The 13053-nt window shown below is 32.9% G+C and carries 10 protein-coding genes; 4 read left to right on the top strand and 6 right to left on the bottom strand.

From position 1 onward, the window contains the following. Positions 1-9: 9 nt before the first annotated feature. From Q0K76_RS05860 to manD, 3 genes are all read right to left on the bottom strand, one after another. A complete protein-coding gene (locus Q0K76_RS05860) occupies positions 10-1518 on the bottom strand; it encodes an MFS transporter (RefSeq protein ID WP_294612835.1) in 1509 nt (502 codons plus the stop codon). A 75-nt stretch (positions 1519-1593) separates the two neighbouring features. Beyond that, a complete protein-coding gene (uxaC, locus tag Q0K76_RS05855) occupies positions 1594-2997 on the bottom strand; it encodes a glucuronate isomerase (protein ID WP_294612833.1) in 1404 nt (467 codons plus the stop codon). Between the two features lie 315 nt (positions 2998-3312). Further along, positions 3313-4527, bottom strand: coding sequence for a D-mannonate dehydratase ManD (gene manD / locus Q0K76_RS05850; RefSeq protein WP_294612831.1), 1215 nt, complete (start codon positions 4525-4527; stop codon positions 3313-3315). A gap of 288 nt (positions 4528-4815) precedes the next feature. Here manD and Q0K76_RS05845 point away from each other — a divergent pair, with 288 nt between their 5' ends. Together Q0K76_RS05845 and pabB are read left to right on the top strand one after the other, a co-directional pair. Further along, entirely contained in the window at positions 4816-5391 is a 576-nt protein-coding gene (locus tag Q0K76_RS05845; protein WP_294612828.1) for an aminodeoxychorismate/anthranilate synthase component II, read from the top strand. Between the two features lies 1 nt (position 5392). Beyond that, positions 5393-7138, top strand: a complete 1746-nt coding sequence (gene pabB, locus Q0K76_RS05840; RefSeq protein WP_294612825.1) for an aminodeoxychorismate synthase component I — start codon at positions 5393-5395, stop codon at positions 7136-7138. 47 nt (positions 7139-7185) lie between these two features. Here pabB and Q0K76_RS05835 read toward each other — a convergent pair whose 3' ends face one another. Genes Q0K76_RS05835 through Q0K76_RS05825 form a run of 3 tightly spaced genes read right to left on the bottom strand, consistent with a single transcriptional unit; the run spans position 7186 to position 10666 of the window. Then, positions 7186-7767 carry an ABC-type transport auxiliary lipoprotein family protein gene (locus Q0K76_RS05835; RefSeq protein ID WP_294612822.1) on the bottom strand — a complete coding sequence of 194 codons (582 nt, stop codon included), beginning with the start codon at positions 7765-7767 and terminating at the stop codon, positions 7186-7188. 7 nt (positions 7768-7774) lie between these two features. Next, a complete protein-coding gene (gene pqiB, locus Q0K76_RS05830; protein ID WP_294612819.1) occupies positions 7775-9406 on the bottom strand; it encodes an intermembrane transport protein PqiB in 1632 nt (543 codons plus the stop codon). Positions 9407-9433: 27 nt separating this feature from the next. After that, complete coding sequence (locus Q0K76_RS05825) at positions 9434-10666, bottom strand: PqiA/YebS family transporter subunit (RefSeq protein ID WP_294612816.1); 1233 nt, start codon at positions 10664-10666, stop codon at positions 9434-9436. 575 nt (positions 10667-11241) lie between these two features. On the opposite strand from Q0K76_RS05825, the gene recA reads away from it, so the two are divergent. After that, entirely contained in the window at positions 11242-12285 is a 1044-nt protein-coding gene (gene recA, locus Q0K76_RS05820) for a recombinase RecA (RefSeq protein WP_294612813.1), read from the top strand. Between the two features lie 2 nt (positions 12286-12287). Next, positions 12288-12788 carry a regulatory protein RecX gene (locus Q0K76_RS05815; protein WP_294612810.1) on the top strand — a complete coding sequence of 167 codons (501 nt, stop codon included), beginning with the start codon at positions 12288-12290 and terminating at the stop codon, positions 12786-12788. Positions 12789-13053: the final 265 nt, after the last annotated feature.

Below are 13053 nucleotides of genomic sequence, written 5' to 3'. Positions count from 1 at the left end.
ATTAAATTATTAAACAGTACGCCAAACATTTTCATATTTATGGCCCGTTAAATCCTCAATGACTTTTCTGGTTTCATCGGTAACATCTTCTTTAACACCATTATTTTTTAATCTTTCAATCTCATTAACTAAAATAGCATGAGTTTGTTTATTTAGTTTAAAGGTAAGTGCAAAAATTAAAGCAATGAATAGCAGCCCAGCGGTACCACAAAGGAATAATAATCCTATGGTGGTAATTGCTTGTTCACTTTGTGTAAGGCTGCCTTGCACAAAACCACCTTTTTGTAAAATAAGACCCACAACGAAGGTAGCAATTGCAACAGTCGTTTTTCTACCAAATGTCATCACCGCAGCATATAATCCTTCTCGTCTTTGTCTGGTTAATATTTCATCTACATCCGGAATAAAAGGAAATACATTCCAAGGTGTAAACTCAAGCACACATCTTCCTGCCTGATAGCAAACGGCAAAGACATAAAGTAGTAATATTTTTGATTCAGGATTAAATATATAGACACAGTAAAAACCAATGATACAAATAATCATTGTTGAATAAGAAAAGGTATATAACTTACCTGGTCCATATTTTACCATGGCAAAACCAGCAATTAATGTTATTGGTAGACCGATAATACTAAGTGAGAGTAAAGCAGCCGCAACTGAGGAAGGAACAATTAAACAATATACACAGAAAAAAACAAATACTGTATTAAATACATCTTTAGCGGTAAATGAAAATAAATAAATAGCTAAATGACGTCTAAATGCTTTTATGTTAAAAGTTGAGAAGTATTCAGCAAATAATTTTTTAAAAGCTGTTAATTTTTCAGCAAAGGTTTTTTGGGTAGGTGCTTGTTGTAAGTGTGCTAACATTTCAGCTGTTGGTTCTCTCTCCCAGGTAACTTTATAGGAAATAAATACACAAATAGCAAATATTACTGCAAAGAATAATCCATTAATAAAATAGGCATAGGCATTATTTTCACCAAAATAACTAATTAAAATGCCTGGAACAAAGGTTGCTAAAAAAGTACCACAAGCGGAAAGGAACATTCTTCCGGTTGATAATTTAGTTCTGTCGTTGTAGTCCTTAGTCATTTCCGATGGAAGTGTTTCCCATGGAATAAGTACTATTGCAGCGACGATTTCAAAAGCCAAATAAGCAGCAAGATAGAACCAAAAATTCATACCAACTATCCATAATAATACATAAAGTAACATCAATGGCGAACCGATTAATAAGAAGAATCGTCTACGACCAAACTTTTGACCCAATTTATATTTATAGAAGTGATCAGTAAAACTGCCCATAAATAGACTGACAATTGCATCAACAATTCTTGCAATAGCAACAATCGACGCTGCTTCTAATGGTGTTAATCCTACAAAAGTTGTGTAAAAAAATAGTAACCATGCACCAATAATTGAGAAAGCACCTCCACCCATGATGTCGGTTAAACCATAACCAATGGCAATAGGAAGGGTTACTTTCCTTTTTTTATTTATTTGTGTATCCATTCTTTATTCCTTAATTTGATAATCAAATCTTTATTTACCTTTTTTAAAGATCTATGTTGCAATTTAGCTTCGAACTTAAAATTCGAAATAGGAAAGCGCATTTTTATAGCAAATGCCCGTAACCAGTTTTCCTAGCAATTGATAATCTTCTGGTACTTCTCCGTCTGTAACCCATTTACCAATTAAATTACATAAGATACGGCGGAAATATTCATGACGGGTATAAGAGATGAAGCTTCTTGAATCTGTTAACATTCCAACAAAATTCATTAATAATCCATGGTCGGCAAGGGTGGTAAGTTGTCTTAACATTCCTCTTTTAGTATCACTAAACCACCATCCAGCTCCATATTGCATATTGGATTTTACTAATCCTGATTTTTGAAAATTCGCAATTGCCGAGGCAACAATATCATTCACACTAGGATCTAAATTATAGATAATCGTTTTAGGCAATGAATTTAATTCATTCATTTTATTAAATAGTTGATTTAAATTAATTGCTAAATTTTGTTGATCACAAATAGAATCAAATCCAGTATTGATACCAACTTTATTGAGCATGATCTTATTGTTGTTGCGAACAACACCAAAGTGAATTTGCATAGTCCAATTTCTTTTATGATAAAAACCAGATAATGCAATTAATACTGCTGATTTATATTGGATTTCCTCAACTTTATCCAAAGCAATATTATTCATTTTTTTCTCAAATAACCTATTTTGTGTTTCAAGGTCACTTGGGTGAAATTCAATGCTCATCAATCCATGATCAGATAATCGACAACCCTTTTGATGAAAATATTCAACTCGATTTTCTAAAGCTGTTAAGTAATCACTAAAATTATTGATTTTAACTAATGATTTTTTCTCAAGATGTTGGACAAAAGCAATAAATTTTTCACCATCACCATCTAATGCTTCATCTGGTCTAAATGTTGGTAGCACTTTAGTTTTAAAATCATGCTGCTTTTTTATGTGATCATGATGTTCTAAGCTATCTAAAGGGGAATCAGTAGTACAAATTACTTCGACATTTGACAAGCTGATCAGTCGTTGGGCTGTATAATTTTTTTCTTTTAAAATATGATTACATTGTTCCCATATTTCATTATAATTTTTGGCATTTAATGATTGAGTGATACCAAAATAGTTAGCTAACTCAAGATGACTCCAATGAAACAAAGGATTACCGATGGTGTTTTCAAGAGTTTCACTCCAGGCTTTAAATTTTTGTAAAGGTGATGCATTACCTGTAATGAACTCTTCATCAACACCATTGGCTCTCATTGCTCGCCATTTGTAATGATCGCCTGACAACCATAAGTCATAGATTGAATCAAACTTTTTATTTTCAACAATTTCTTTTGGATCCAAGTGACAATGGTAATCAATGATGGGCAAATTTTCGGCAAATTCATGGTATAATTTTTGTGCCGCTTTGCTATTTAATAGAAAATTTTCATGTATAAAAGACATATTTTATTACCTCGTTGTGCACAAATAAAATCTCCTTTGCATATAGATAGTTGTAACACTAGTTCTATATCCAAATAAGAACACACATATCCAATATAGATTTAAAATGACCGATGCATTATTTTATGGACACTTTAATACTTCTTTTTTCATCTATTCTGGATGTAATATCTAAAATATTAGATGGTTATATTTTCATAAAAAGTATCGTAACTTGACCTGTTCGTTAACCTGATAAACGAACTTCTCGTTCCTCAACTACTGATTCATTCGGTTGGTCAATAACTAGACTTTTCATAAGTGGTTCCTTATTGTTTACCAATTCCATAATGTGCCATCTTCCAGACGAGCAATCGGTAAGTAAGCTGGGTTATATGGATATTTTTCGGCTAGTTTTTCATCAAAATCGATACCTAATCCAGGTTTATCACTTGGATGCATATAGCCATCTTTGAAAGTCCAATTTGGAGAAAAGACTTCTAACATTTGTTCTGAATAGCCCATAAACTCTTGGACGCCAAAATTAGGGACCCACATGTCAAAATGTAGCGCGGCGGCATGACAAATTGGTGATAAATCAGATGGACCATGCGAACCTGTTCTTACTTGATAAAGAGCTGCAAAATCAGCAATACGACGCATATGTGTAATGCCACCAGCATGAGTAATAGTGGTTCTGATATAATCAATAAGTTGTTCTTGGATAAGTTGTTTACAGTCCCAAATACTGTTGAATACTTCACCAACAGCAATCGGAGTAACAGTATGTTGACGAATAAGGCGGAAACATTCTTGATTTTCAGCTGGAGTCGGATCTTCCATCCAAAATAGGCGATAATCTTCAATACTTTTACCAAATCGCGCCGCTTCTATTGGTGTTAAACGGTGATGCATGTCGTGGAGTAAATGTTCATTAAAACCAAACTTATTACGTACTGCTTCAAATAATTTGGGGGTAAAATCAAGATATTTGTCAGTTGCCCAAAATTGTTCTTCAGGATAATTGCCTCGTGTTGCCGGTTCATAAGCTAAATTTTTACCTTTGCTTTGACCGTAGGTGGTCTTCATCCCCGGAATACCACATTGCACCCGAATAGCCTTAAAGCCCATTTCCTTATGTTTGGCGTAATCATCTAAAGCTTCGTCAATACTTGCACCTGTGGTATGGCAATACACCATGACGCCGGTTCGTGATGCACCACCTAATAATTGATATAGTGGCATATTGGCAAGTTTGCCTTTAATATCCCAAAGTGCCATATCAATTGCCGAAATTGCCGACATAGTCACAGGGCCACGACGCCAATAAGCACCTTTATAGAAATATTGGAAAATATCTTCGATTTGTTGAGGATCACGCCCAATAAGTTGTGGACAAAGATGATCTTTAAGATAAGATGCAACAGATAGTTCACGACCATTAAGCGTCGCATCCCCCACACCATAAACACCTTCATCTGTGGTAATTTTTAATGTAACAAAATTCCTTCCCGGACTACATACAAAAACTTCTGCTTTTACAATTTTCATTTAATACCTCTGGTTATGATTTCGTAGTGCCACAAACATAAAATATAAAATACTACCATACAAGTAGAGTTGTATATTTATGTGACATTTATCACAAAAAGAAAGTAATTTTGTAAAGATGTTTCAGGAGTGGCTTACGTTTAAGTATAAAACCTAATAAATAAGTTGATTAAATCCGGTTTTTCTTTTTACAAAACCAATTTATATAATAGAATCTAGGCTTTTCGATTTCGGTTAGACTTGCAGCTGTGATTAATTACTCATTTAAAATTCATAATGGATAATATTTTGATATTACTAATTGATAATTATGATTCTTTTACTTTTAATATTTATGACTATCTTCGTCGAGCTAACGCTAATATCACAGTCATTAAAAATGATGAAATGACAATTGGTGAACTAAAACAGCTAACTTTCTCTAAAATCGTAATTTCCCCAGGGCCAGGAACACCAGACAGTGCAGGTATATCTCTTGCTGCTATTGCAACATTTGCCAATAGTTGTTCAATCCTTGGCATTTGTTTAGGTCATCAAGCAATCGCGCAATATTATGGATATAAGATAGCCAAAGCACCCATGCCAATGCATGGTAAAATTGACGAAATTGTGCATGATAATAAGGGATTATTTACTGGTATCAAAAATCCACTTAATGTCGTACGTTATCACTCTTTAGTTGCCTATGATAATTTTTTGGAAAATTCCTCACCAATGGTTATTACAGCTAAAAATAGACAAGGATTAATTATGGGGTTACGCCATAAAACATTACCCATTGAATCAGTGCAATTTCATCCTGAAGCAATTAAAACAGAGTGTGGGTTACAAATTATTAGTAATTTTGTTTATGGATACCGTTAATATGAAAATTTACCTTGATTTTGAAGGTCAACATAAATATTTTTCTAATCCAATTAAAGTATTTAAAACCAATGATGTTAATTCGCTTAAACAACAGTTAGATGAGATCGAAACGTTCATCAAACAAGGTTATTATGCAGTTGGCTACCTTGCTTATGAAAGCGCAATGGGATTAAATAAGTCAAACCAAACTAAAAATGTCAACCATGATGATCACAAATTACCATTGTTATTATTTGGTATTTTTCAAAATTATTTAACCGTTAAACCTGCACCAATAATTAATTACACCCCACCGTCATTTGACTTAACTAGCGATACCTCTGTTGATGAGTATAATCATAAAATCGCCTATCTTCGCTCGCAAATTGAATCAGGCAATACTTACCAAACTAATTATACCATTCGCTTCACCGCTCCTTTTGATAGCAATCCTTTTGATTATTATAGGTTTTTACAACAAAATAATCAGGCGGATTACTGTGCTTATCTACACTTTGATGATTATTATATTTTATCTATTTCCCCTGAACTTTTTTTTAAATTAGATGGCGAGATAATCACGACAAAACCGATGAAAGGGACAACAGCACGAGGTTTGAATAATCAACAAGATAAACAGCAACGCGAGCTTTTATTCTCTGAGAAAAATCAAGCTGAAAATATGATGATTGTAGATTTGCTTCGTAACGATTTAAGTCAGATATCAAAATCAGGTACAGTTAGTGTGCCACAGCTTTTTACTGCTGAAAAATATCCTACCGTTTGGCAACTAACTTCCACAATACAAGGTCAACTTAAACCAAACTTAAGTTTATATCAAATTTTCCAAGCCTTGTTTCCTTGTGGTTCGATAACTGGAGCCCCGAAAACCAGCACCATGCAAATTATTGCGGCAACAGAAAACACACCGCGTGGCGTTTATTGTGGAACAATTGGTTGTATTGAACCGTTTATGCACAAAGCGATATTTAATATTCCGATTCGTACATTAACCATTCATAATCAACAGATGAGTTATGGGGTTGGCGGTGGAATAACTTGGGATTCGACATCTGAAGATGAATATAGCGAAATTATGGCTAAAACGGCTATTTTACATCGGACTTATTCAATACCAGATAATCTGATTGAATCAATTTTGCTAGAAGAAGGACAACTATTTTTACTTGAGGAACATTTAGCTAGATTACAAGATTCCGCTCAATTTTTCGATTTTCAATGTAATATTGCCGCTATTAAATCACAACTTATCAAGTCTGTTAATTCTTATCGCAAAGGAAGTTATAAAGTTAGAATTTTACTAAAAAAAGACGGTTATTACGACATTAGCTATGAGACATTAACTAGTTCTATGAACATTACTCAAATCGCTTTTGCGCCACAATGTGTAAATAATCATGATGTATTTTTGTATCATAAAACCTCAAATCGACAGCACTTCCCCCTATTAACTGCCGGTAAAGAATATATTAACTTCAATCAAAACAATGAAATAACCGAATTTGTCAATGGTAATATCGCTTTGCTAATTGATCATCAATGGGTTACACCAGCGATCACTGCTGGTTTACTAGCCGGAACGATGCGTCAGTTTTATTTAGATCATCATCAATTACAAGTAAGAAAGATACGCAAAGACGAAGTATTGCTTGCTGAAAAAATAGCTTTTATCAATAGTGTACGCAAATGGGTTGAAATTGATAATAACGTTTTTAGCCTCTTTAAACAGAGGCTAACGGAATAATTTAATGTATTTTGTCCTTAATACACAAGGAATATTTGTTATGCTTATTATTGTAGTGATTCGACAAATTCTTGTTCTTCATCTTGCCAACCTTTAGATAAAGCATTGACTAATGCTTCATAGCCATCACTGGTTAATGGGATCTGCCGTTCAAATGCTTTAGTCTTGATGTTATTTCTATTAACAGTAATCACCCATCGCCCCTTTATAATCGCATTACCGGTATAGCTACCATGAAAACCATCAATAAACAATTTTATCGTCCATGTTGGTGTAGTAATAGGTTTACTTGATACTAAACAATTCGGTAAAAGAGTTGTCAAATCTTGTTCCAGGCGATCTTTAAGTTGCTGGGAAAGTGATGAAACCCATAAATTATTCGATGCTGTTGCATATCTTATCTTATCGGTTTGTAACACAATACCTTGTTTATTTAAAAAACTTGCCACATCAATAGATTCTATCCAAATAAATTGATTGGTCGTTTTCATTGTTTGTTGTGTTTGTGGGATTAGATTGTCGGTTAACTGAAAATAGTTTTTATTAGGTCCACTAGATGAACATCCGACTAACAATGTAAACAATGTCACAGATAATATTACCGGAAGTTTTTTAATCATTCTCTTCATTATTTATTTACCTTTTTGCTTTTGGTTCAGGATCTTTTTTCGTTGGTGCAGAAAAGATTAGAGCATTACTTTTATCATTTAAGGTATTAAGCAATGGAGTAAGTTCATCCATCATTTGTTGAACTTTTTCTAAACTCTCTTTCATCTGATTATTTAAATCCGAACCAGGTTGGAATCCTTTCATCGTTTCACTTAATGTTTGCAGTGCTTTTTGCAAATCTTTAGGCATATTTTGCATTTCTTTACTTGCCATAATTTGGTTCAATGAATTCATCAATTTTTCACTTGAGGCGAGTGATTGATTAAATTGCACTATCGTATTATTAAGTGGCAAATTATTAAAATTATCAAGTAATTGCAAGATTTTGGCTTGTATTTGTGCAAACCCTGTCGAAGTAGCATCAATAGTGTCATAACCAAATTGGTGGGCGAGAGTTGGATCATATTTACCTTTAAGATCAGGATAAAAATCCAAATCAATATACAGTGCTCCAGTAAACATATTTGATGTTTTAAGCGAAGCTCTTAAACCATTTTTTTGTTCTTGCATAATTAATGTAGCAATATCGACTTTGTCTTCAACTAATTCAGATAAACGATCGGGTTCAATCCTAATTAAAACAGGCACTTTCTGATTCAAAATAGATGATTTATCTAACATCTCAGCACTATAAAACGGAACTTTACTAACAGTACCAAGCCTTATACCATGATATTCAACTGCCGCACCTTCGGACAAACCTGATATAGAATCAGAAATAAAAATAAGAAATTCTTTATAATCAGTATATTGTGAATCTTGGATAGATTTTTTATCCTTATATAATTCATACACAGCATGTTGCTGTGCAGGTTCTCCCAATTTTGACCCTTCGGGCAAGTCGAAACTAATGCCACCAGACATTAATACATCTAAAGATGGAACATCTAAACTAGCGCCACGTGAAGATAAGCTTAAATTAATTCCACCTTCTTTCCAAAAACGAACATTTTGTGTTACTAAGGCATCATAAGGTTTAGTGATAAAAATTTGATATTTCATTTTCCGCGCATCAACATCAAATTCAGAAGTCTCAACATTACCAACCCGATATCCGTGGAACATCACCGAAGCCCCTCTTGGGATTACACCATTTTGATCACTTTCTAAATTTAAACGAATACCTTTAATGCTTGGATCTGATATCGGCGGAGCGTCTGCAAGTATAAAAGGATTATTTTTAAAACTATGGGTGTCATTACCTGCCGCTAACTCGATATAAACACCTGACAAAATAGTGCCTAAGCCAGTGACCCCATCACGACCAATTTCCGGTTTTACTACCCAAAAAATTGAATCGTTACGCAAAAGCGGATCCATATCATTATAAATTCGACCTTTAATCACAACTTGTTTGAAATCATCAGATAGCGTGACTTCATCAACAATGCCAATATCAACGCTACGGTTTTTAATTACCGTCTTGCCAGCTACAATACCATTTGCATCTTTTGCTAATAATGTAAATGCAGTACCTCTATCAGCAAAATGAACATAGATAATCCAAAGCCCAACAATAACAGTTACAATTGGAATAATCCAGATCGCTGAAATGGCTCTTATTCTAATTATTTTTGCTAATTTTCGTGAAGTCGCCATAAAGTTCCTATTATTCTGTTTTCTTAATTATATGCGATCCCAAATTAATCGGGGATCAAATTTTTGTGATGCAATCATAGTAATAATGACAACCGTTGCAAAAAATGTAACCCCAATATCTGGATAAACGCCCATTAATTGCTGATTTTTAACCAATGAACAAACAACTGACACAACAAATATATCAATCATTGACCATTTGCCAATAAATTCTACCGCACTATATAATTTTTTCATTTTTAAGCAATTTTGTTTACTTTTTTGTTTAACCGCTAATGCAAAATAACAAAGCCAACTCAATGAAATTATTTTTAAAATGGGTATCACCACACTAGCTGTGAAAATAACCAGTGCGACCGGAATATCACCTGCTTGCCACATATAAATCACACCATCCATAATAGTGGAACTTGATGATGATCCAAAAAAAACCGTTATCATAATGGCAAACATATTAGCAGGAATATAAATAAGTAATGATGTCACTAATAAAGCAATTGTCCACTGTATTTTATCTCGACCTCTAACATTACTTTTTTGTTTACATCTAGGACATCTTACATAATGCACTGGTAAAATAGCCTGACAACAATTGCACAGTTTTAAACTTTGGCTTATACCTGTTTTGCCGACCTTTAAATCATCTTGGGCAAAATTATTCCTATGCAGTTCATCCCAAATTACATTGGGTGAAAAAAGAACCAATGCTTTGATATAAAAAAATACAAATAAACAAAATGCCCAAAACGTACTTGTTATACCAACATTACCATAACTCATTAATTTAACGAAACTAACCAGTGTTCCAGTTAAAAATATTTCTGGCATACACCAATGTTGTAGTTGTTTATATACAATAAGCAAATCTCGTTTACGATATTTTGATAATGGAACTTTGCTACAAAGTAAGGTAATAATAGATAAATTAAAAATGGGAAAGATTAAAACAAATAAAACAAACAGCGCTGAAATATAGCTATATTTATCGAAAAATAGAATTTCAGGAATATTTAAAATACTTATGCCGTTAAAATTACCAAACAGACGAATATCAATAAAAACAAACCAACAAGATACAATAATCATAATCAATGAGCAAATTGCATAAATTGCAGATTTGGATTTCATCTTGGCATTATTTTTGGCTAAGGTAGTATTGCAACGAGGACAAACAGCTTTGTGCCCTATACTAATTCGCGTTATCTCTAATACTAAATCACAATGCGAACATAATGCGTAATGGTGTTTATCAATAATCATTATTTTCCTTGATACATGAACAATTTAAATTTGTAAAAATGTTTCAGGTTAGCATAATGTTTAAGTATATAAGTTCTGATCATATCACTCGAAAATATCACAACCTTTAAGTGATTAATTGTTAGCTTGTTACAATAACGATAATGTTTCATTCTCTAATCATAACAAAAGGTATTTTTTTAAGAAAGCGTAACTTGATTAAACAACGAGTATTTTTATTAATCTAAAATCATTATATTACTTATATAAATAAAATAATAATGCCTAGCTTATGATTAATCATTAAATTTATACTTATAAGTAAGGGCATAATAATTTGAATTAATTACTCAATAATAAATTGATAGCATCGAAAATGGATCAAAAATCTTACAATTTTAATCTTGAATCTAATCATTTCATCACCATTTACTTGTCTCAAGTTTTACATAAAATAGATGTTTTAAATGACGGGGAAATTATAAATTATTTCCTATAGTTAATTAAATTATTAACCAGTATAAAAAAAACTTGATACTGTATAATAGTACAGTATAATGTATGCTTAGCATCCTAACTTATTGGAATTTTATTATATGAACGAGAATAAACAGCGCGCACTTTCAGCAGCATTAAGTCAGATCGAAAAACAATTTGGTAAAGGTTCAATTATGCGTTTAGGCGATACCCAAACGTTAGATGTTGATGCCGTTTCTACAGGTTCTTTAGGATTAGATATTGCATTAGGTATCGGTGGCTTACCAATGGGTAGGATCGTTGAAATCTTTGGACCAGAATCATCTGGTAAAACTACGCTAACTTTATCAGTTATTGCGCAAGCACAAAAAGAAGGAAAAACTTGTGCGTTTATTGATGCCGAACATGCGCTAGATCCAATTTATGCGGCTAAATTAGGCGTGCAAGTTGACGATTTATTAGTTTCACAACCAGATACTGGTGAACAAGCACTTGAAATTTGTGATGCTTTAGTTCGTTCTGGTGCTGTTGATGTTATTATTGTTGATTCAGTTGCAGCATTAACACCAAAAGCCGAAATTGAAGGCGAAATGGGTGATTCTCACATGGGGTTACAAGCTCGCCTAATGTCACAAGCTTTACGTAAACTTACTGCTAATATCAAAAATGCTAATTGTTTAGTCGTATTTATTAACCAAATTCGTATGAAGATTGGCGTAATGTTTGGCAATCCAGAAACTACAACCGGTGGTAACGCACTTAAATTTTATGCATCGGTGCGTTTAGATATTCGCCGCACAGGGGCAGTGAAAGAAGGTGAGGATGTTATTGGTAGTGATACTCGTGTAAAAGTCGTTAAAAATAAAGTTGCAGCACCATTTAAGCAAGCCGAATTCCAAATTCTCTATGGTTGTGGCATTTCTAAAGAAGGTGAATTGATTGATTTAGGTGTAAAACACAAATTAGTCGATAAAGCTGGAGCATGGTATAGCTATAATGGTGAAAAAGTTGGTCAAGGAAAAGCAAACTCTATTAAATATTTGCAAGATCATCCTGAAGTCGCTAAAGAACTTGAAACAAAATTACGCGATTTATTATTAAATAGTCCAGCTAGTTTTTCTGCAGATGATGAAGACATTCCATTAGAAGATGATAGCCTTTAAAAATGAACAAAAAAGTTAATCAATTAATTCTAAACAAAGCTGTGCAATTACTTGCACAGCGAGATCATTCTTCTTATGAATTAACCCAAAAAATATTATTGTTTTTTTCCAAAAAAATCAAACATGACAATGATGATTATAGCGACCAACTAGATCAACTTAAACTTGAACTCAATGACGTTATTCAGTATTGCATAAGTAAAAATTGGGTAAATGATGCGGAATATATTGAAAAATACATTATTATGCGTGCTAATAAGGGCTATGGAAAATATAAAATTGCAGCGGAATTAAACCAGCGTGGTTTACCAGTTGATTTAAGCCGAGAACTATTACAAGTGACCAATATTGATTGGTCAAATATTGCTTATCAGCAGTTATTAAAAAAATTTAAGCAGTATGATCATAAAAATGTTCAACAACGTCAAAAAAGTATACAATTTTTAATGACCAGAGGTTATACCCAAGATGATGTAAAAACTATGTACAGTTTATTGACTTAAAACTACTTAATACATTAAAATATGTAACAAGAATTGAAAATAACATCCTTTACGAATAAAGCTCACTAAGTCATTTTGTTTTTCCTTTAAGTACTTGTAATACAAACTTGATGTACTGCCGTATAAAAATAATATTTACTTTTCAACTTAATTTGTAACAGGTATATTACTATGTTTAAAAATCTATCGTTTAATTGGAAGCATAAATGAAAAGCACTGCAGAAATTCGTCAAAATTTTCTTGACTTTTTCCATAGCAAAGGACA

The organism is uncultured Gilliamella sp. (genome assembly GCA_945271295.1).
Lineage (GTDB): Bacteria > Pseudomonadota > Gammaproteobacteria > Enterobacterales > Orbaceae > Gilliamella.
The sequence above is the reverse complement of the archived record's forward strand: the minus strand, read 5'-3'. Positions and strand labels throughout refer to the sequence as shown.